Origin of the sequence: Pseudomonas sp. G1002 (assembly GCF_013385455.1) — a bacterium.
GTDB lineage: Bacteria > Pseudomonadota > Gammaproteobacteria > Pseudomonadales > Pseudomonadaceae > Aquipseudomonas.
This window is the reverse complement of the sequence record NZ_JACAPY010000001.1, coordinates 16,817-37,326: the sequence shown is the minus strand read 5'-3', so window position 1 is coordinate 37,326 and position 20,510 is coordinate 16,817. Positions and strand designations below refer to the sequence as shown.

20 protein-coding genes are annotated in these 20,510 nt (G+C 61.3%); 8 read left to right on the top strand and 12 right to left on the bottom strand.

What is annotated here, in order from left to right; genetic code table 11:
• Positions 1-11: 11 nt before the first annotated feature.
• From HX801_RS00160 to HX801_RS00135, 6 genes are all read right to left on the bottom strand, one after another.
• The gene (locus HX801_RS00160; protein ID WP_008438524.1) at positions 12-2,252 is read right to left on the bottom strand and encodes a TonB-dependent receptor; all 2,241 of its coding nucleotides are present in this window, start codon (positions 2,250-2,252) and stop codon (positions 12-14) included.
• A 273-nt stretch (positions 2,253-2,525) separates the two neighbouring features.
• Complete coding sequence (locus tag HX801_RS00155; RefSeq protein WP_087695170.1) at positions 2,526-3,515, bottom strand: FecR family protein; 990 nt, start codon at positions 3,513-3,515, stop codon at positions 2,526-2,528.
• Positions 3,512-4,072: an RNA polymerase sigma factor gene (locus HX801_RS00150; protein WP_003212753.1), complete on the bottom strand. Its 561-nt coding sequence runs from the start codon at positions 4,070-4,072 to the stop codon at positions 3,512-3,514. Before HX801_RS00150 ends, HX801_RS00155 begins: the two co-directional genes overlap by 4 nt.
• Before the next feature lie 11 nt (positions 4,073-4,083).
• Positions 4,084-4,410: a DUF3325 domain-containing protein gene (locus HX801_RS00145; RefSeq protein ID WP_003212755.1), complete on the bottom strand. Its 327-nt coding sequence runs from the start codon at positions 4,408-4,410 to the stop codon at positions 4,084-4,086.
• Positions 4,411-5,985 carry a PepSY domain-containing protein gene (locus HX801_RS00140; protein WP_177021375.1) on the bottom strand — a complete coding sequence of 525 codons (1,575 nt, stop codon included), beginning with the start codon at positions 5,983-5,985 and terminating at the stop codon, positions 4,411-4,413.
• Positions 5,982-6,284, bottom strand: coding sequence for a DUF3649 domain-containing protein (locus HX801_RS00135; protein ID WP_003212759.1), 303 nt, complete (start codon positions 6,282-6,284; stop codon positions 5,982-5,984). The genes HX801_RS00140 and HX801_RS00135 overlap by 4 nt, the downstream gene beginning before the upstream one ends.
• 159 nt (positions 6,285-6,443) lie before the next feature.
• Here HX801_RS00135 and HX801_RS00130 point away from each other — a divergent pair, with 159 nt between their 5' ends.
• The 3 genes from HX801_RS00130 (at position 6,444) to fecA (ending at position 10,306) form a co-directional block, all read left to right on the top strand.
• Complete coding sequence (locus HX801_RS00130; RefSeq protein ID WP_177021374.1) at positions 6,444-6,932, top strand: sigma-70 family RNA polymerase sigma factor; 489 nt, start codon at positions 6,444-6,446, stop codon at positions 6,930-6,932.
• Positions 6,929-7,870, top strand: a complete 942-nt coding sequence (locus HX801_RS00125) for a FecR domain-containing protein (RefSeq protein WP_177021373.1) — start codon at positions 6,929-6,931, stop codon at positions 7,868-7,870. Before HX801_RS00130 ends, HX801_RS00125 begins: the two co-directional genes overlap by 4 nt.
• A 90-nt stretch (positions 7,871-7,960) precedes the next feature.
• Positions 7,961-10,306, top strand: a complete 2,346-nt coding sequence (fecA, locus tag HX801_RS00120; protein WP_003212766.1) for a TonB-dependent Fe(3+) dicitrate receptor FecA — start codon at positions 7,961-7,963, stop codon at positions 10,304-10,306.
• On the opposite strand, the gene HX801_RS00115 is transcribed toward fecA, so the two are convergent.
• On the bottom strand, positions 10,307-11,179 hold the full coding sequence (locus HX801_RS00115) for a LysR family transcriptional regulator (protein ID WP_177021372.1): 873 nt from the start codon (positions 11,177-11,179) through the stop codon (positions 10,307-10,309).
• Positions 11,180-11,283: 104 nt separating this feature from the next.
• Here HX801_RS00115 and HX801_RS00110 point away from each other — a divergent pair, with 104 nt between their 5' ends.
• The gene (locus tag HX801_RS00110; RefSeq protein ID WP_177021371.1) at positions 11,284-12,792 is read left to right on the top strand and encodes an MFS transporter; all 1,509 of its coding nucleotides are present in this window, start codon (positions 11,284-11,286) and stop codon (positions 12,790-12,792) included.
• Between the two features lie 72 nt (positions 12,793-12,864).
• Here HX801_RS00110 and HX801_RS00105 read toward each other — a convergent pair whose 3' ends face one another.
• Both HX801_RS00105 and HX801_RS00100 read right to left on the bottom strand, forming a co-directional pair.
• Entirely contained in the window at positions 12,865-13,275 is a 411-nt protein-coding gene (locus tag HX801_RS00105; RefSeq protein ID WP_003212772.1) for an HPF/RaiA family ribosome-associated protein, read from the bottom strand.
• A 211-nt stretch (positions 13,276-13,486) separates the two neighbouring features.
• Entirely contained in the window at positions 13,487-14,434 is a 948-nt protein-coding gene (locus HX801_RS00100) for a LysR substrate-binding domain-containing protein (protein WP_003212775.1), read from the bottom strand.
• A 137-nt stretch (positions 14,435-14,571) separates the two neighbouring features.
• Here HX801_RS00100 and HX801_RS00095 point away from each other — a divergent pair, with 137 nt between their 5' ends.
• The 3 genes from HX801_RS00095 (at position 14,572) to HX801_RS00085 (ending at position 17,922) form a co-directional block, all read left to right on the top strand.
• On the top strand, positions 14,572-15,948 hold the full coding sequence (locus tag HX801_RS00095) for an L-serine ammonia-lyase (RefSeq protein ID WP_008438553.1): 1,377 nt from the start codon (positions 14,572-14,574) through the stop codon (positions 15,946-15,948).
• A 60-nt stretch (positions 15,949-16,008) separates the two neighbouring features.
• Positions 16,009-17,304, top strand: coding sequence for a serine/threonine transporter (locus HX801_RS00090; RefSeq protein ID WP_177021370.1), 1,296 nt, complete (start codon positions 16,009-16,011; stop codon positions 17,302-17,304).
• A gap of 300 nt (positions 17,305-17,604) precedes the next feature.
• On the top strand, positions 17,605-17,922 hold the full coding sequence (locus HX801_RS00085) for a DUF3509 domain-containing protein (protein WP_003212781.1): 318 nt from the start codon (positions 17,605-17,607) through the stop codon (positions 17,920-17,922).
• On the opposite strand, the gene HX801_RS00080 is transcribed toward HX801_RS00085, so the two are convergent.
• The gene (locus tag HX801_RS00080; protein ID WP_003212783.1) at positions 17,919-18,407 is read right to left on the bottom strand and encodes a phosphate-starvation-inducible protein PsiE; all 489 of its coding nucleotides are present in this window, start codon (positions 18,405-18,407) and stop codon (positions 17,919-17,921) included. The genes HX801_RS00085 and HX801_RS00080 overlap by 4 nt on opposite strands.
• Positions 18,408-18,596: 189 nt before the next feature.
• Entirely contained in the window at positions 18,597-18,854 is a 258-nt protein-coding gene (locus tag HX801_RS00075) for a DUF6124 family protein (RefSeq protein ID WP_008438570.1), read from the bottom strand.
• A 305-nt stretch (positions 18,855-19,159) separates the two neighbouring features.
• Between HX801_RS00075 and HX801_RS00070 the strand changes: the two genes are divergently transcribed.
• A complete protein-coding gene (locus HX801_RS00070; RefSeq protein ID WP_003212789.1) occupies positions 19,160-19,420 on the top strand; it encodes a YebG family protein in 261 nt (86 codons plus the stop codon).
• Positions 19,421-19,647: 227 nt separating this feature from the next.
• Here the strand turns inward: HX801_RS00070 and HX801_RS00065 are convergent, their stop codons facing one another.
• Positions 19,648-20,373 (bottom strand): dienelactone hydrolase family protein, encoded by a 726-nt coding sequence (locus tag HX801_RS00065; RefSeq protein ID WP_177021369.1) that lies wholly within the window; start codon positions 20,371-20,373, stop codon positions 19,648-19,650.
• Positions 20,374-20,510 lie beyond the last annotated feature (137 nt).

The following is a 20,510-nucleotide window of genomic DNA, read 5'->3' as shown; positions in this document are numbered from 1 at the left end:
TTGCGTACGCGTTAGAAATTGGCCTCCAGGGAAACCATCGCCGTACGCTCTTCACCCACGTTGTAATACGCCGAGCTGGCCGCCAGGCCATTTACCGGCGCCGAGTTGAACGACACGGTGCGCGCCGAGCTCAAGTATTCCTTATCAAACACGTTGAGCATCGAGAAGCGCAGCGCGGCCGACTTGAAGACCTTCTTGTCCACCGGCAGGTAGATACCGGCGTTGAGGTCGAACACGGTGCGCCCGGAGATTTTCTCGTTGTTGGTCAAATCACCGTAGAACGCCCCGACATACTTGCCGGCAATGTTGCCGTAGTAGCGCTTGTCGTCGTAACCAAACACCAGGTTGAGCATGTTTTCCGGCACGTTGGCCAACTGGTTGCCCTTGGTCGGCAACAACACGTTCTTGCTGACAAAATCGTCCTGCTGCTCGGACTTGGTATAGGTGTACGACGCGTAGTAGTTGAAGTTGTACGGCAGCAGGCCGCTCCACTCCAACTCCAGGCCTTTGTTGGTCACGTCACCGACGTTGGCCATCACGTAGTCACCGTTCAAGTCGGTGGTCGACAGCTGACGGTCCTTGAAGGTGATGTAGAACAGGGTGGCGCTCAGGGCCATTTTCTCTTCGGTGTAGCGCCAGCCCAGTTCCTGGTTCCAGCTCAGCTCGGGGTTGAGGTTGAGCGAGTCACCCTTGTTGTACAGCACGTAGTTCTGCGGGGTGCGCATGTTGCGAGTGACGTTGTAGAACGCCTGGTTGCTCTCGTCGACCTGGTACTTGGCACTGAAGTTCGGCAGGAACTGATGGTAGCGGGCGTTACGCTTTTCCGGCTTGTCGTACAGGCTACCGAGGTTGTCGCCGTCCCGTTCGACGTACTGGTACGCCAGGCCGCCGACAAAGCTCAGGTCTGGCGTGGCTTGCCAGCTGTCCTGCACCCACAGCTTCTGGGCCGGGGTCACGGTGTATTGATGGCGCCCCTGGACAGTCTTGCCGTTCTTGTCGACCACCTGGCCGCCGCTGTTGTAATCGCCCCAGACGTCGTCCGGTGCACCTTCGCTGTTGATCCCGATATACGGCTGGGTCTGGCGCTGGCGAGCGCGCTCGTACCAGTAGCCGTAATCCAGGCTGTGCTCCTCGTTGATGTCCCATTTCATTTTGACCGTCACGCCAGGGCGCCAGGTTTCGGTCCACGAGGGGCGATAGTAGTTGGCCGACTTGAGGTTGCTCAGGTCGTAGTTGCCACTCTTGTCGGACTTCGGCCCCAGGTTGGTCGCGGTCTGGCCGCTGAAACTGCCGCCGTTGCCCCAGTAGTAGTAAGGCGCAACCGTCAGGGCCAGGTCATCACGCAGGCGCCAGCGCTGGGTGAAGGTGGTCATGACACTTTCAAATGGGTTGCGGTTGAGCTTGTAGGAAGACGACAGCAAGCCGTTCTTGTAGACCGGCGTTTCCGCGTAATCCAGGCGGCGGCCCTGTTGCTGGAACTGGCTCTTGCTCAGCGTGTTGTAGTTGTAGTTTTCCTGGGTGTTGTACTTCATGGTGAAGTTGCTGGTGTTGCCGTTGTCGTCTTCGAACAGCGTGCTCCACTCTACCTTGTCGCCCCGCAAGGTGCCCTTGCCGCGCCACTTGTCGCCTTCGGTGTGAGAGGCCGACACCCAGGTCTTGAAGCCGCCGAGGTCGCCGGTGTTGATACGGGCGAAGGACTTTGTCAGGTTGTTCGAACCCATGGATTGCTTGACGAACAGCCCCGGCTCCTTGGTCGGCCGAATGGTGACCATGCCGATGTTGCCGCCGCTGGAACCAATGTGCGGGCCGTCCGCTTCCGAGGAGCCCTGGGTGACAAATACTTCGCCGACGTTTTCCGGGTCGCCCAATTGGTTGGCGTAAACACCGTAGCTGCCGGAGTCGTTGATCGGCACGCCGTCCATGGAAACCCCGACCTGGTCGGAGTTCATGCCGCGCATGGTGAAGCTGGTGCCGCTCATGCCGCTGGCGTCGTCGTTGGAAACGTTGATGCCCGGGGTGTACTTGAGCTTGTCGATGGCGTTGGCCGTCGGGGACATTTCGTCCATGGCTTCCTTGGTCACCGTGGACCGGGCCTTGGCACTTTCTTCCTGAATCATGTGGCCGGTGCCCAGGGTACGTTCGCCGGCGACGTGCACCGAACCGACATCCTGGGAATCGTCTGCCAGAACCAGCGGCGCAAAGCCGCCCAGGCCCGATGCTAAAAGCAGGGCATAGAGTTTGTTGTAGGTCACGAGTAGATCCCTTACATGCATCTATCTGTTGTTATGGGGGAGGTATTGGCGATCTCGGCCGGGTGAACAGCGCCGCCAATCTTCCTGACCACCTGCTCAGGAATCCGAGGATCATCCGTGCATCACGTAACGATTTGGTTACAGGTTTTGGCGATTGCGATGAAGGTTAAATGAAAGGTCCACACACACGGATGTGCCAAGGCATGGGGATTTTCAAGGGAAGGTGGTGCAAGTAATGACAGCGCCACGCCATTGCGGCGTAGCGCTCTGTATCTAGCGCAATACGATCATCCGACCGAGCAGCGAGTGTTGTTCAAACCCCAAGACCGCCTGCAACGCATTGAGCACCGCCTGGGGGTCCTTGCTCGGGAAACTGCCGCTGACACGCCGGGCGCCGAGGTCTTCGTTGAGCAGCAGAATGCGCCCCGGATAATAGCGGCCGAGGTCTTGCACCACATCGGCCAGCGGCGCCTTGTAGTAGTTGAGCCAACCATCGCGCCAGGCCAGGCGCGACTCGCTGTCGACCGCGTGCAGCTCATCGGCGACACCGTCGGCGTAGGCCACTTGCTGGCCGGCCGTCAGAATCTGTTGCTGAGCATACTTCGACGGCGTTACCCCAACCCGACCGGACAACACCGTCACCTGCGCACCTGCCGGTTGCAGGCGCACCTCAAACTGCGTGCCGAGCACCCGTGCTTCGCCGCTGCCGGCCTCGACCACAAAGGATTCGCCAGTGTGGGTCACACTGAAAAAACCGGCGCCACGGCGTAGCTGGATATGGCGCTCGCCATGCTTGAAATCCACTGCGATCGCACTGTCGGCGTCCAGGGTGACCTGGCTTTGATCGGCCAGGGTCACGGTCTTCACCTCACCCGGCGCGGTGACGTAATCCGCGCCGAAGTCATCGACCCAGCGTGACGGCTGCCAGCCGGCGCCCATCGAGATCATCACCAGCAGGCAGGCGGCCATGGCCAGGGCGCCAGACCAGCGCCGCACGCTGGAGCGTTTCGAGGTATTCATCGCGTTCAAGTAACCCTGCAGCGCCAGGGCATCCTCATCCGCCAACGTTCTGGCCGGTACTTCACTCAATTCCCACAGCACCTGGGCCTGGGCATAGGCTTCCACATGCGCAGGATCGGCCCGCAGCCAACGGCTGAACGTGGCCTGGTCGCCACTGCTGGGTTGGTCATGCAACAGGCTCAACCAGGCCAGTGCGGCCTGTTCCTGGTCGGGCGTCGGGGTGACGCTGGCGGTGGGGTTCACGGGGCTTTCCTTGGCGATGGTTCACGAAGGCTGGCCTTGCAGGCTTCGAGGGCACGCATCATATGTTTTTCCACGGCGCTTTGGGACAGGCCCATGGCCTTGGCGATTTCCGCGTACTTGCGGCCATGGATGCGGTTGAGCAGGAAAATCTGCCGGGTACGTTCCGGCAGGCTGCGCAAGGCTGCTTCAACGTGACGCAGATCATTGCCCGCCTCCAGCGCGGCCTGGGGTTCGCAGCCCTGGTTATCCTGTTGTTCCGGCAGCCAGCCTTCGCTGCTGCGCACCCGGGCGCCTTCGCTGCGCAGGTGGTCGATGGCGATATTGCCGGCGCAGCGCAGCAGGTAGGTGCTGAGTTCCTCGACCTGCACCAGCGGCCGGCGCCAGAAGCGCAGGAACAAATCCTGCACCAGGTCCGCCGCCGTCGCACGGCAGCCCACGCGGCGGCTGACCAGCGCTTCCATCTGCGAGCGCTGGGACAGGAACACCTGCAGGAAATGCGCCCGTCCGCCCGCCGCGTCTGCGTGCTGCTCTGGATGTTCGGGGGGCGTGGTGATCATCAACGGTGGACTCAAAGGGTCGCGAAGGCCGCAACCGGACTGGCCAGCAGGCCGAGGCCCGCCAGGATCAAGGCCAGCCTTGGCCGATACGGCAACAGCAACACCAGCAACAACCCGCTGAGCATCAAGACCGCGCACCACTCCACCAACCCCTGGCTCCACCCGGTCGCGAGCACCGCCGGCCAGATCGAGACAATCAACAGCAGCCAGCCGCCCACGCGCAAACCCAGGCGCCGACGAGGCGAAGGTTTACTGTGCAGCAGTTCGCCATGGTGCCGGTCCATGGACAGGCACAACGCGGTAAACCCTGCGTAACACAGCAATAGCGCCAGGAGCATTCAGTTCACCTCGCCCTTGAGGGTCAATGGCCGGGCACGTTCGGCCTTGGGCTGAGGGACGCGGCGGTGCTGCATTTTCCAGGCAGCCCAGGCGAGGAACACACCGCTGCCCAGGCACGTCAGGTCGAAGCCGGCCATGGCCCAGTCGCCGTTGGCCAGGGTCACACCCAAATGCTGGGTCGTGGTCAGCGCGTTGAGCACCGGCACGCCGATAAACAGCAGCGCGCCCACACTCAATTGCTCAACCCAGCCGCGGCGCCCCTGGCGAACAATCGCGTGCACGACGCTCAAGCCCCAGGCAATAAAGAAGGCTTGTACTTCCCAGTCCGAGCGCCCGGCAAAGCTGGCCGGCAACAGGCGGTTGGCCCAGAAGAATGCAGCGATGGCAATCATCAAGCCGGACATGCTGGCGATGTTCAGCACTTCCACCAGCCGCAGCTCAAAGGGCAGCACACCGGTTTTGGTGTGCTTGAGCTGACGCTTGCCCAGCCACATCACCAGCCCGGTGCCGATCATTGCCGTGCCCGCGAGGCCGCAGATGAAATACAGCCAGCGCAATACCGGGCCGGCGAAATGGCCCATGTGCAAACCGTAGAAGCTGCCACCAATCGCCGCCGGCAGCGACTGCTCGCCGCTCACCCGCAACAGTTCGCCGGTAGTGCCGTTGAATGAGACGGTGCTGCCAAAGTCATGCACCACTCGATCCGACCCGGCGCGGAACACATTGACCGAGGCGTTCACATCGCTTGGATTATTCACCACCAGCCGTCCGACATGCCCACCGGCCCATTGCTCGCGCGCCTGCTCGTACATCGGGCCCAATGGCAGCAATTGCCCCGGCTGGCCGAGGGCCGGCGCATTGTCGGTGGCCGGAAACACATCGTTGAAGAACGCACGGGTGTCGTTGCCGTAGGAAGCGAGGATGCTCGCCGGCATCACCATGCTCATGAAAATCACCAGGCTGCTGTAGGTGATCATCAAGTGGAACGGCAACACCAGCACGCCCACGGCGTTGTGCCCGTCGAGCCAGGAACGCTGGCCCTTGCGCGGGCGGAAGGTGAAGAAGTCCTTGAAGATTTTCTTGTGGGTAATGATCCCGGTGATCAACGCCACGAACATCACCATCGCGGCGATGGTCGACAGCCAGCGCCCCCACGGATAGGGCATCTGCAGCTGGAAGTGGAAACGATAGAAGAATTCGCCGCCCATGCTCTCCCGGGCCTGGACCTGCTGGCCGCTGACGGGATCGAGGAGTTTTTCGACGAAATTACCGCGTTTGCCCGGGTCGACCTTGTCTTGCCACATCACCGACAGGCCCGGCTCACGGCTGCTCGGCAAGGTGATAAACCAGCGCGCGGCATTGGGCGCCTGGTGTTGCAGATAGGTTTGGGCGGCGGCCAGGCTACGGGCGTCATCGACGGGATGCGCCTGCACTTCGGGCTGCATCCAGTGGGTAATTTCGTCCTTGAAATACGACAGGGTGCCCGTCAGGAAAATCGCAAACAGCAGCCAGCCAAAGATCAGCCCGGCCCAGGTGTGCAACCAGGCCATGGCCTGGCGGAAGCCCTCTTTCATGTGCGCGCCATCCAGTACGCCAACCCGGCGAACGTGGCCATTATCGCGCTGGGCAGCAACACGCCAAACCAGGCGCGCCAGGCCGTGCGGCAGGCGAAGCACCAGATGACTGCCAACAGGTAGAACACAAACGAACTCAGCATGCCGCTGATCACCGCATCGGCGCGGCTGGTGGGCAGCCACAGCGTCATGCACACGCTGGCCAGCGAGGCCAGCAGGTAACCGCCGACCACAGCCGCCAGCACCCGCGAAGTCACGGCAAGACGGTAGGAAACGGGAAGTGAGGTTTTGCGTTTCATGCACAAGGCGCCAGGTTCGTCAGTGCGCAATATTAATGATAAAGGTTCTCATAAGCAAAAGAGAACGCATCACTGGCAATTGCCGAACCCGCCTGCGCGCCCTACAATGCGAACAATTCTTGTTCTCTAAAGCATGCCCATGCTGCCGGAGTGTGCGCGTTGCAGCCGTCCAACACCGTCGAAGTCCTGTACCACGACCATCACCACTGGCTTACCGGCTGGTTGCGACGCAAGCTCGGCTGCCCGGAAAGCGCCGCCGACCTGGCCCAGGACACCTTCATCCGCGTGCTCACCGCACGGGAAACACCGACGCTGATCGAACCTCGCGCCTTCCTCACCACCATCGCCAAGCGTGTGCTGTGCAACCATTACCGCCGCCAGGACCTGGAGCGCGCCTACATCGACGCCCTGGCACAAATGCCCGAACACGTGGCGCCGTCGGAGGAAGAGCGGGCAATCATCCTGCAAACCCTGATGGAGCTGGACCAGTTGCTGGATGGCCTGGCGCCCCTGGTCAAACGCGCGTTCCTGCTGTCCCAGCTCGACGGCCTGACCTACGCGCAAATCGGCGCAGAACTGGGGATCTCCATCGCCACGGTCAAGCGTCACCTGCATAAAGCGGCGATGCGCTGCTACTTCGCCCTATGAGTTTCTCAACGCAAGTCGCCGAACAAGCGGTGCACTGGCTGATGGAAATGCAGCAGGGCCCGCTCAACCCACGTAAACAGGCGGCCTGGCAACAGTGGCTGGACGCCCACAGCGAACATCAGCGGGCCTGGGAGCACATCCAGCGAGTGAACCAGCGCTTGCGCGGGATGCCATCACCCCTGGCCCACACCGCCTTGAATACACCGAAATCCAACAGTCGTCGTCAGGCCCTGAAGTTGTTGCTGATACTCGGCGCCGGGTCGGCAGCGGCCTGGGGTTTGCGCCAGCAACATATATTGCCGCCGTTGAGTGCCGACTACCGCAGCCCCATCGGCCAACGGCGCAAGTTCCAGCTGGCGGATGGCAGCCAGTTGCAGCTCAACACCGGCAGTGCGGTGGATGTGCATTTTGAGGGCCAGCAACGCTTGATCCGCCTGCTCGAAGGCGAAATCCTGCTGACCGCCAAACCCGGCAACGCCCCGCTGCGGGTCATCACGTCCCAGGGCCTGCTCAGCGCCCAGGCCGCGCGGCTGAACGTGCGGCAATTCAACGATCACACACAACTGGCGGTGTTTGATGGGCACGTTGACGTGATGCCCAACACCTATAGCGGTTTGCCGTTGTCGGTGGAGAAAGCCCATCAGGTCAATTTCACCCGCAAAGGCTGGGACACCGCCCGCCCCACCGACGCCGGCAGCGGCGCCTGGGCCGACGGCATGCTGGTGGCGGCCCACATGCGCCTGGAAGATTTCCTCGCCGAATTGAGCCGTTATCGCCGTGGCCAGCTCAATTGCGACCCGCAGGTGGCCAACCTGCTGATTTCCGGCAGCTACCCGCTGGACGACAGCGAACGAATCCTGGACCTGCTGCAAGTCAGCCTGCCGGTCAGGGTCCGGCGGTTTACCCGCTACTGGGTCACTGTCGAAGCGCGTGCCTGAAATATTTTCAAAACCCGTGAGCCGTTTTCCGCACCTCGCGTGACAGAGAAGGAAAGCCACCTTGATCCTTCCTTCTCAGGACCGCACTTCATGCCCCAGCAACCGACTCGCCTGACGCCACTCGCCCGCACCCTGCGCCACTTGTTGCTGGGGGCCAGCCTCAGTTTCAGCACCGTTCCCTACGTAATGGCGGCCGACGCCAAGCCCTACCGCATCGCCCCTACGTCACTGGAAGCGGCGCTGAATCAATTTGGCCGGGAAGCCGGCGTGCTGATTTCATTTGGCTCGGACGTGACTGCCGGCGTGCAAAGCCCTGGCCTGTCGGGCAACTACACCGCTGAAGAAGGCTTGAATGCGTTGCTCAAAGGCACCGGCCTGCAAGCCCGTGCCGAGGGCAACAACGCCTTCAGCCTGCAACCGGCGAATGCTCCGGCCACCCTCGAATTGGGCACCTCCAACGTGGTCGGCGACTGGCTGGGGGACGCGGCACAAACCAACGTCTTCGAGCACCCGGGCGCCCGGGACGTGATCCGCCGCGAAGAATTCGAACGCCAGGGCGCCACCCAGGCCCGCGACGTGCTCAACCGCATTCCCGGGGTCAACGCCCCGGAAAACAACGGCACCGGCAGCCACGACATGGCGCTGAACTTCGGCATTCGCGGGCTCAACCCACGCCTGGCCTCGCGCTCCACGGTCTTGATGGACGGCATCCCGGTGCCGTTCGCGCCGTATGGCCAGCCGCAGTTGTCGTTCGCGCCCATCAGCATGGGCAACATGGATGCCGTGGACGTGGTACGCGGCGGCGGCGCAGTGCGTTATGGCCCGCAGAACGTCGGCGGCATCGTCAACTTCGTCACGCGCGCGATTCCCGATGCGCCAACGGTGAAAGGCGGCCTGCAAACCGAAACCAGCCCGTCTTCCAGCCACGATGGCTTCAAGACCACCGGCAACCTGCTGGCCGGCGGCACGGCGGACAACGGTCTGGGCGGCGCGATCCTGTATTCCGGCACCCGTGGTGGTGATTGGCGCGAGAACAGCGACACCCGCATCGACGACCTGATCCTCAAGGGCAAATACCAGCTGGACGACGCCAACAGCTTCAACGCCATGGCGCAGTACTACGAAGGCAAGGCGGATATGCCCGGTGGTTTGAGCACTGCGGCCTACAAGGCCGACCCGTATCAGTCCACCCGCCCCTACGACCAGTTCTGGGGCCGGCGTACCATGTTCAACGCGGGCTATCGCTACCAGGAAGATCGCCGGGAATTCACGGTCAACAGCTTCTTCACCACCACCCTGCGCAGCGGTTACCTGGACCAGGGCAACTTCCTCTCCCTGTCGCCCCGCGAGTATTGGGTACGCGGCCTGGAAACCCGTTTCGCCCAAGGCTTCGACCTCGGCCCAACCAGCCACGAAGTCGGCGTGGGCTACCGCTACATCAACGAGGCCGGCCACGAACTGCGCTACCGCACGCCGATTTCCGCCAATCAGCAACTGCCGACCACCGACAGCCGCAACGACCGCGACACCCGGGGCAGCACCGAAGCCAATGCGTTCTTCGTCGACGACCGGATAGATATCGGCAAGTGGACCATCACTCCGGGCATCCGCTACGAGATGATCGAGTCCCAGCAGACCAACAACCTCAGCAACGTCAAATACAAAGGCGACTACAACACCGCCCTGCCGGCGCTGAACGTGCTCTACCACCTGACCGACGACTGGAACCTCTATGCCAACACCGAAGGGTCGTTCGGCAGCGTGCAGTACAGCCAGATGCCCAACCGCGTGACCAGTGGCGAAGTGAAGCCGGAAAAAGCCCGCACCTGGGAACTCGGCACACGCTATGACAACGGTACCTTGCGCGCCGAGATCGGCGCGTTCCTGATCAACTTCGACAACCAGTACGACAGCAACCAGACCAACGACACCGTGATCGCCCGCGGCGAAACCCGCCATCAGGGCATCGAGTCCAGCATCAACTACGCCCTCGACGGCTTGAGCCCGGCGCTCGCCGGTTTTGATGTGTACGCCACCTACGCCTACGTCGACGCCACCATCCGCGAAGACGGCCCGAACAAAGGCAACCGCGTACCCTTCTCCTCCAAGCACAAGGGCACCCTGGGTGTGGGTTACACCGAAGGTCGCTGGAAGTTGAACGTGGACAGCAGCTACCAGAGCAGCCAGTTTGCCGACAACGCCAACACTGAAGCAGAAAGTGCTGATGGCAGCACCGGACGCATCCCTGGCTACATGCTGTTCAGCAGCCGCGCGGCGTACGACTTTGGCCCGCAGCTGTCGGATTTGAACGTGGCGGTGGGTGTGAAAAACATCTTCAACAAGCAGTACTACACCCGCTCGTTTGACGATAACAACAAGGGCAAATACGTCGGCGAGCCGCGCACGCTGTATGTGCAGACGTCCATCGCGTTCTGATCAGCTACCCGCCAGGCACGACGGTGTGCCGGCCACCAACGCGTCGATGGCGCACCGGGTCTTGGCCGGCATGTGCGTCGCCGTGGGCCAGATGACATGGATCGGCATCGGTTGCTCGCGGTGGCCCGGCAGCACCGCCTGCAATTGCCCGCGCAACACGTAGTGGGCGATCAGCCAACTGGGCAACCAGGCCAGGCCGACCCCGGCGATGGCGGCATCGGCCACGGCCTGCAGGTCATCGAGGATCAACGGCGAGGCGACTCGCTCGCGGTGCGGGGCATTGCTGCGATAGGCAATGCCCCGGTGCCCGGCCAGGTCGTCGATGGAGTCAATCCGAGGTGTGCGCTGCAAGTACGCGGGTGACGCCGCCAAGGCAATCGCCTGTTCGCCGAGGCGACGTGCACTCAAGCGGTCGGTGTCAGGCAATACGCCAATTCGCACCGCCAGGTCGAAGCCTTCCTGCGCCAAGTCGATCAATCGGTCGGAGAAGGAAATCTCGATTTCCAGTTGCGGAAAACGGTCCATCAGCCCCCACAACGCAGGCGCCGCATAGTGGTGGCCGAATGCCAAAGGCAGGCTCGCCCGTAACCGCCCTCGTGGCTGCTGGCGGCCACTTTCCAGCACGGATTCAGCCGCTTCCAGCTCTGCCAGTGCACGCAGGCAGTGCTCGTAGTAGGCCTGCCCGTCTTCGGTCAAACGCTGGCGCCGGGTGGAGCGTTGCAATAAAGACGTCCCCAGCCGCGCTTCCAGCCGCGCCAGGCCTTTGCCCACCGCCGAGCGCGTGAGGTTCAGCCGTTCGGCGGCCTCCGTCAGATTGCCGCTCTCGACGATCTGCAAAAACAGTTCAACACCATCAAAACGCGGAGTGGCCATGGTCGTTTGTCGCCCTATATTCCCTTATCACAGGAAGAAGTATCGCTAATAAAGAATCAGATTCCCGTAAAAATGACACCTTCCCCCATTGAAAGGAAGAGGCCATGCCACCCGACGCCGTTGTATCTGCCATCAACCCGCCACGTACCGCCCGGGACGGCCTTGCGCTCACCGCCGTGTGCCTGGTGGCGCTGATGTTCGGGCTGGAGATTTCCAGCGTGCCGGTCATCCTGCCCACCCTTGAGCAGCAACTGGGCACCGGCTTTCAGGACGCCCAATGGATCATGAACGCCTACACCCTGGCCTGCACCAGCGTGCTGATGGCCGCCGGCACATTGGCCGATCGTTTTGGCCGCCGACGCATGCTGGTGCTGTGCCTGTGGGTATTCGGGCTGGCTTCGCTCGCCTGCGGGCTGGCCAACGATGCGTCCACGCTGATCGCGGCGCGTTTTGTCCAGGGCGTGGGAGGCGGGGCGATGATGATCTGCCAGTTCGCGATCCTTTCGCACCAGTTCCGCGAGCCGGCGGCCCGGGCCCGGGCCTTTGCGGTGTGGGGCGTGATCGCCGGGGTGGGCCTGGGTTTCGGGCCGATGGTGGGGGCATTGATCCTGGCGGTGGCGGATTGGCGCTGGGTGTTCCTGGTGCATGTGCCGTTGACCTTGTTCACTCTGGTGTTGCTGCGCATCAGCGTGCAGGAATCCCGTGACCCGGCGGCCCATCGCCTCGATATAGCCGGTATGGCCACCCTCACCCTGGCAGTGTTCGCCCTGGTTTATTTCATCACCCAGGGCACCGAGAGCGGCTTTGCCACCCCGGCCATGCTCGGCTGGGCCGGACTGTCGGTGGGCAGCCTGTTGTTGTTCGTGGTTGTCGAGCGGCGCAGCCTGCATCCGATGTTCGACTTCTCGGTGTTTCGCATCCCGCGCTTCAACGGCGCGCTGATGGGCTCGATCGGCATGAACTTCAGCTTCTGGCCCTTCATGATCTACCTGCCGCTGTATTTCCAGGCCGGCCTGGGCTACGACACCATGCTCACCGGGCTCGCCCTGCTCGCCTATACCCTGCCCACGTTGGTGGTGCCGCCGCTGGCTGAACGCCTGGCCCTGCGCTATGGCGCCGAACGCATCATTCCATTGGGCCTGGGCCTGATGGGCGTGGGGTTTGTGACAATGGCGGCGATCAATCATAGCGGGCAGCCCAGTGTGGTATGGGTCCTGATCGCCTGTGGGATTGCCGGCAGCGGCTTGGCGTTTACCAACTCGCCCACCACCAACACCACCACCGGATCAGTTTCATCCGACCGCGCAGGGATGGCCTCGGGCATCGACTTCAGTGCACGGCTGATCACCCTGGCGCTGAATATCGCGTTGATGGGGTTGGTGTTGATACTCGGGATCGCTCATTACCTGGCTGGCGTATTGCCCGACACCGCGCAACTGGCCACCCTCAGTCAGGACATCGCCGCCGGCAAGCTGGACGTGTTGCCGCAGGGCCCACTGATCGCCCAGGCCGCGCTGCGCAACGGTGCGGGATGGGCCATGTTGTATGCCGGCGTTGGAGCGTGCGCACTGGCGGCCTTGAGCGCCTGTTTTTTCCGGCGCAGCCCGCACTGACCTTTTGCGCATAAAAAAACGGGCCTGCATCTGCAGGCCCGTTTTCAGTGGGGTTGAAAAAAGTATCAGCTATCAGCCGTTAAGCGCAGCCTGTTCGTTTTCCAGGAATTCCTCTTCTAGCTCGGCCTCGTCGGCCTTGGTATTAGGCAGGCTTTGACCCGCGGCGCGTGGTTTGCCGCGCAGTTTGCCGTACAGATGCTCCAGGGCATGCTCCAGCTTGGTCGCTGCGCCATCGATCGCCTGTTCCAGCGTATCGGCTTTATGGAGGACCGAAAGCGGTTGATGGCCTTTTGGCCGTGCTTCCAGTCGGCAACTCAGATCGTGTGGGCCGGGCTTGTCACCGTTCTCGTCCCGCAGGTAAACCTCGACGCGGGTCAGATCTTCTTCGTAACGTTCGAGCGTGCTCTCAATGGTGGTACGTACCCACTCCTCCAGTCGGATGCTGCTTTCAATATGGTTATCGCTATTGACTTGGATTTGCATAGTTTTCCCTTATTTCAGCTAGCTCGCCGAAGGCCATTCCTGCTTCACCGGATGGGTGAAAACCATGACCTCCTGATTACACAATTGAGCAGACAGAGGAACATTTCAACCCCTTTGCAAAGATAAATCCCACATTACAAATTAACCCTGACTACAACCAAAAACGCTGTTAGGGTGGGGAGTTGGTTACATCTTCTTACCGCCAACTTCCTTACAATTGCCCCTCTCCCAACGGGTGCAATCCGCGAAAAATCTCCGCTTCCTCCACCAGCCAGTCATGCACCGCCCGCACGCCCGGATGGCTCAACGCACCCGGCGCGTACAGCAGCACATAGCGTTTGTGGTTGGGAACGGCGAGGCCGAATGGCACGATCAAGGTGCCGCGTTCCAGTTCGTCATTGAGCAAGGTTCGCCGGGCAATCGCCACGCCCATGCCCGCAATCGCCGCCTCGATAGTCAGGTGGTTGCGGTTGAAGGTATGCCCGCGCCGTACGTCGGCGGCGTCATAGCCGATGGCATTCAGGTAGAACTCCCACTCTGCGTACTCATAACTCCCACGCCAGGCAGTGATGTCGTGCAGCAGCGGGAAATGCACCAGGTCAGCGGGGCCATGCAGTGGCGGTCGCCCCCGCAGCAGGCTCGGTGCGCACACCGGGAAAATCTGCTCGTCCAGCAAGGCTGTGGACAACAAGCCGGGATAGCTGCCGTCGTTAAGGTCGATGGCCAGGTCGAAGTCGCCCTCGTGCAGGGCGACGCTGCTGTCTTCGGCAACCATGCGCAGCTGGATATCCGGGAAGCGCTGCTGCAAACGCGGCAAACGCGGGGTCAGCCATTTGCCGAGAAACGACGGGATCGAACGCAGGCGCAAGGTGCCGCTGATCATCCCGGCGTCCAGCCGCTGCAACTCGGCATCGATGCTGCCATAGGCCTCGCCCACGGTGATCGCCAACCGCTGGCCCTCTGCGCTCAGCTCAACCCCGCGTGCGCGCCGATGGAACAGGCGAAAGCCCAGACGCTCCTCCAACTGACGGATTTGCTGGCTGACCGCGCCCGGGGTGATGTGCAGTTCCTCGGCGCAGCGGGTGAACGACAAATGCCGTGCCGCGCAGGAAAAAACGTGCAACCAGACGTAGGTCTGGCCATGAAGCGGGCGAGCCATAGGGTTTAGTCCTGCTAAAGAGTGTCTTAGGATAATTCGTTGGTCAGTGCCGATCCAGAGGCTCAGTATCGCGCCAATTCCGCTTGTCCTACAAAACATGGCAGCGATTCCTACTCCATTGCTTGTAAGGGTTTAGCATGGCTATCAGTGTTTTCGATCTATTCAAAGTGGGCATTGGTCCTTCCAGCTCCCATACCGTCGGCCCGATGCGGGCCGCGGCGACCTTCGTCCAAGCGCTTATCGACCAGCAATTGCTCGACGAAACCCGTCGGGTAGAAGTGCGTTTGTACGGCTCGCTGTCCGCCACCGGTGTCGGCCACGCCACCGACCGCGCCTGTGTGATGGGCCTGATGGGCGAATGGCCAGACAGCATCGACCCCACCAGCATCGGCCCACGCATCCAGCAACTGCGCGAGTCCGGCCAATTGCTGCTCGGCGGCCGCACGTCGATTGCCTTCAACTGGCAACACGACCTCCTGCTGCTGGACGAAAGCCTGCCCTACCACCCCAACGCCATGTCCCTGCATGCCTACGGCGAAAACGGCCCGTTGAGCGAGCAAACGTACTACTCGGTGGGCGGCGGTTTCATCATCGAAGCGGCAGAAGCCGAGTCCGGTATCGCGCCTACCAGCGAAGTGCAATTGCCCTACGACTTTTCGAGCGCCGTCGAACTGCTGGCCTTGTGCAACAAGCACGGCCTGCGGGTTTCCGAGCTGATGATGGCCAACGAGCGGGCCTGGCGCAGCGATGCCGAGATCCGCAGCGGCCTGCTGCATATCTGGTCGGTGATGCGTGAATGCGTCGAACAAGGCCTGCGCCACGAAGGCATCCTGCCCGGCGGTCTGGATGTGCCACGGCGCGCGGCGAAATTGCACCGCAGCCTGCTGGAAATCGGCAAACCCAACGTTATCACCTCGACCTTGTCGGCCATGGAATGGGTCAACCTGTTCGCCCTCGCCGTCAACGAAGAAAACGCCGCCGGCGGGCGCATGGTGACGGCACCGACCAATGGCGCGGCGGGAATCATCCCGGCGGTGCTGCACTACTACATGAAGTTCAACCCGGACGCGTCCGACGATGACGTGGTGAATTTCTTCCTGGCTGCCGCCGCCGTCGGCATCCTCTGCAAGAAAAACGCCTCGATCTCCGGCGCCGAAGTCGGCTGCCAGGGCGAAGTGGGTTCCGCCTGCGCCATGGCCGCTGCCGGCCTTGCGGACGTGCTCGGCGCATCCCCGGAGCAACTGGAAAACGCCGCCGAAATCGGCCTGGAACATAACCTGGGTTTGACCTGCGACCCGGTTGGCGGGTTGGTCCAGGTGCCGTGCATCGAGCGCAACGCCATCGCCGCGGTCAAGGCGATCAACGCCACGCAAATGGCCCTGCGCGGCGACGGCAAACACTTCATCTCCCTGGACCGGGTGATCCGCACCATGCGCGACACCGGCGCCGACATGCACGACAAATACAAAGAAACTTCACGGGGCGGCCTGGCCGTCAGCTGGGTGGAGTGCTGATCGGAGCACTCCTGCCGCCCCAACGTGAGCCCGCGCAAAAATAATAACGAGGCAATAACGATGACCGATGTACGTACACCTGCTGCCGAAAATCCCGCTGTAGACCTGACGCCGACCACCGTTACACAAGGCTGGAACAAACACGACACCACCTGGATGCTCGGCCTCTACGGCACCGCCATCGGTGCCGGCACCTTGTTCCTGCCGATCAACGCTGGCGTGGGCGGCTTCTGGCCGTTGATCGTGCTGGCGCTGCTGGCCTTCCCGATGACCTTCTTCGCCCACCGTGGGCTGACGCGCTTTGTGTTGTCGGGCAAATCCGGCGACATCACCGAAGTGGTGGAAGAACACTTCGGCATCGGCGCCGGCAAGCTGATCACCCTGCTGTACTTCTTCGCGATCTTCCCGATTTTGCTGGTGTACAGCGTGGCGCTGACCAACACCCTGACCAGCTTTATGGAACACCAACTGCACCTGGCTGCACCGCCCCGGGCAATCCTGTCGCTGGTGCTGATCCTCGGCCTGATGGCCATTGTGCGCTGCGGCCAGGGCGTGATCGTCAAGGCCATGAGCGTGCTGGTGTACCCCTTCGTCGCCGCCCTGCTGCTGTTGGCGGTGAGCCTGATCCCCAACTGGAACGGCGCATTCTTCGCCTCCGCCAGCGAAGGCATGCCCCTGCCGGCCTTCTTCAAGACCTTGTGGCTGGCGATCCCGGTGATGGTGTTTTCCTTCAACCACTCGCCGATCATCTCCGCCTTCGCCGTCGACCAGAAACGCGTGTACGGCCCGCAAGCCGAACGCAAAAGCAGCGGCATCCTGGCCATGGCCCACAGCATGATGGTGCTGACGGTGATGTTCTTCTGCTTCAGCTGCGTGCTGGCCCTGTCGCCGGCTGACCTCGCCGCCGCCAAGGCGCAGAACATCTCGATCCTGTCGTACCTGGCGAACCACTTCCAGACCCCGGTCATCGCCTACGCCGCACCGTTGATCGCGCTGGTGGCGATCACCAAATCCTTCCTGGGCCACTACATCGGCGCCAGCGAAGGCTTCCAGGGCCTGATCGTCAAATCCCTGCGCGGGCGCAACCGCAGCATGTCGGCCAAGTGGCTGGAGCGCTGCACCGCGCTGTTCATGGTGCTCACCTGCTGGGCCGTGGCCACCTTCAACCCGAGCATCCTCGGCATGATCGAAACCATGGGCGGGCCGATCATCGCCTGCCTGTTGTTCCTGATGCCGATGTACGCCATCCGCCGCGTGCCATCCCTGCGCCAGTACTCGGGCCAGGCGTCCAACGTGTTTGTGGTGTTGGTCGGCTTGATTGCGCTGTCTGCGATCGTTTTTTCCGTGATGCCCTGAAACGGATCACCGAACTCAAAAACACCACCCACCCACTGTGGGAGCGGGCTTGCTCGCGAAAGCGGTCGTTCAGCTGAGCAATCATTGGCTGACACACCGCATTCGCGAGCAAGCCCGCTCCCACAGGGGAAATTTGATGGCAGGCAGATTGCTGTACGGCACGCCCCTTGCTGTACAGCTACTGAGGAAAACGGACCTTGTGAAAACCTCAGCGAGCGAATGGCCGGTGGTCAGGAAACGCGAACTAATCCCGACACCGGTCGTCAATGACTGCATGTTCTTATCAGGCGGTAACGCACCATGGACAACCCTTTTCAGATCATCACCGACACCTTCGCCCCGAAATACCGGGTCAATTTAAGCATCCAGCGGCTGGACGGCAGCATCATGCTGACCCTGTCCGATGAAGACGGCGTCGTGGCCAAACGCATGATCAGCGCCGAACAACGCAACGACCCGCAGCGCCTGAAACGGCTGGTGCAGAGTGTGCAATTCGGGATTGCGATCGAGCAGGGGCACAGCGCGATGGAGATATTGGCGGTGATGACCGATGGGGACAGCCACCAGGTACTGCAGCGGCCGCCGGTCAGCAGACCGCCGCTCAACGCAGGGTTCTAGAGCTCGCCCTTCTCTGTTTCAAGGCTCGCTTCGCCCTTGCGGCGCGGGCCTTCGACCTTCACCGACGGAAATGCCGACGACGCATACCGCACCACCAGAATCGCGAACGCCAGCAGCAGAATCCCACCGCACAGGTAGATGATGCCGATGTCGGGCGGGTTGTGGTGGGACACGTTGGAAATCAGCAGACGGGTCAGCGCCGTGATCGCCACGTAGATCAGGAAACGCACCGGCATGTGGTTGGTCTTGAAATAAATCCCGACCATCGCCCCCAGTTCCAGGTAGATGAACAGCAGCAAGATGTCATCGATCTTGATGTGCCCCGTCTCCAGCATCCCCAGAAATTCCATCACCGCGGCATAGGCGGTCACCGCACCAATGGCGAACAGTGCCAGGTAGTGGAAGGTCTCGACGAACAGATTTCCCAAGGACTCGGCCAGTTGGTGCACGGTCTTGCGCAGGTTTTCAGCCCAGTTGATTTTCACGATGATGCTTCCTTAGGTCGGCTCGACCGGATAATGCGGGTTGGACGTGACGGTTTCTCTGCATGCAGAAAAAAGGCCAGGGAACAGGGAGTGAGATGGTGGCGGGGTGATATGAGGCACTTATCTTGCTGCTCGATGATCGTTCCCACGCTCTGCGTGGGAACGATCCAGGTGACCGGGTGATTCAGGTCAGGTCGGGGCGACTTGATCCAACGCTTGATCGACCAATAAACCACTCATTTCCAGCAGTTGATGGATCGCCAGAAGCAAACTTCGCTGTGGTCCTTCAAGCTCAAAAGCCAGGCTACTGGCCATTTCACGGGCACTGTTCAAGGTTTCGCTGGCGTTGGCGAGTAATGTTTCAGTGTCAGTATTTGGGGTCACAGCGAAAAGCGCGGTAGGCGGCTTTATAGGCGACTCAGAAAAACAGGCAGTCATTTTTACCATGGTGCATTCCTTGGATTTACAAGATGTTTGCTCCTTAAATTCGAGCCGCCAAACTCGTGTACCGCATAAGCGAAGCCCGGAGAAGGTAAGCCACTGAATGACGCTCCTGCAACCCCACCAACCTGTGAGAAGTTTCCGATAGGGCAAACCAGCATTTGCCAGCTACATTGAAAAGCCACTACCCAAAGCCCATGGATTGGCTTATGCTTTTAGCTGTATATAAATACAGTGGTCGCAAAAACGCTTGGCGACACTCGAACCAAGGGCAACTCCCTTCAATACTGCACCGATGACGAGGCCGAAAAATGGCTGTTGAAACCCTGTATCGCAGTACCCGTGACCTGGAGACTACATTCGTGGATCGCAAACTTGCCGACGCACACGACCAGATGCTTGAACTGGCAGAGTCCCTGATGGAAGTGCTGTTGAAAAACGTCGAAGGCTTGAGCGAGAAGCAGGCTGAAGATGCCGGTATTTTCATGGCCAAGAACCGCGCGGCGTTTGCGGCGGCGTTCAAGAACAATGCGAGTGCATTGGCGGAGATTGGGCAGCCAGCGGCTGAGTGATGCATTGCCAGTAGTGGCGAAAGGGCTTGCTGTGGCGGAGAGGGCTTGCTTTGAGCAAGGGAGCTTGCTGTGGCAGAGGGCGCTTGCTGTGGCGAGGGAGCTTGCTCCCGCTGGAGTGCGCAGCGCTCCCAAGCTTTTGGGTCTGCTGCGCAGCCCAGCGGGAGCAAGCTCCCTCACCACAACAAGCTCCCTCGCCACAGGTTATGCGTTGATGCCTTTCACATGTGTCATGCCTGCCACAAGGTCTTGCCGAAGAACGTCAACGTGCGGTCCCACGCCAGTTGCGACCAGGCGGCATCGTATTGCGTGTCTGCAATCCGACCATCACCAATCGCCGTCTCGTTGGCAAACGCATGGCGCGCCAGGTAGCGATGGAAAGTCGCGTCCACACCCGCAGCATGCAGCTTTGCCTCCAGCTCCGCCACGGTGTCGATATTGAAGAAGGCATCCTGCGTGCCCCAATGCCCGATCAGCGGCGCCTTGATCTTCGAAGCATCCAGATACTCCAGCGGCGGGAAGCCGTACCACACCACGCCCGCAGCCACTTCCGGAATCGCGTTCAACGCCAGCAACGTCAACGCCCCGCCCATGCAGTAACCGGTCACACCAACTTTTTTCGAATCCGCCTGCAAGTAATGCACAGCACCCTTGATGTCCTGGGAAACCGCGTCACCAAAATCCAGCCCATCCATCAGGTGGTGAGCCTCTTCCTCTTCCACGGTCGACGCGCCGCGATAAAGGTCCGGCACCAACACGCGGTAACCGCATTCGGCCAGTCGATTGGCCACGCCCTTGATCTGATCGTTTACGCCCCACCATTCCTGGATCACCACGATCGCCGGCGCGCCTTCGAGTACGGCCGGGCTGGCCAGGTAGCCGTTGACGTCAGCGCCATCCGGGCGTTTGAAGGTGATCATGCGCCCGCTGGAGCGCCCTGCTGTTTGTTTGGACATGCCAACCTCGTTCTGATGGGTTTGAAAAAATAAGCCGATAACAGAGATATCTGTATTTGCACGTATCCGCCACTGCGGGTGTATCAGAGTGTGTATGGATGCCCCTGAGATACACACGTACCGGCAATCGCGGCAGC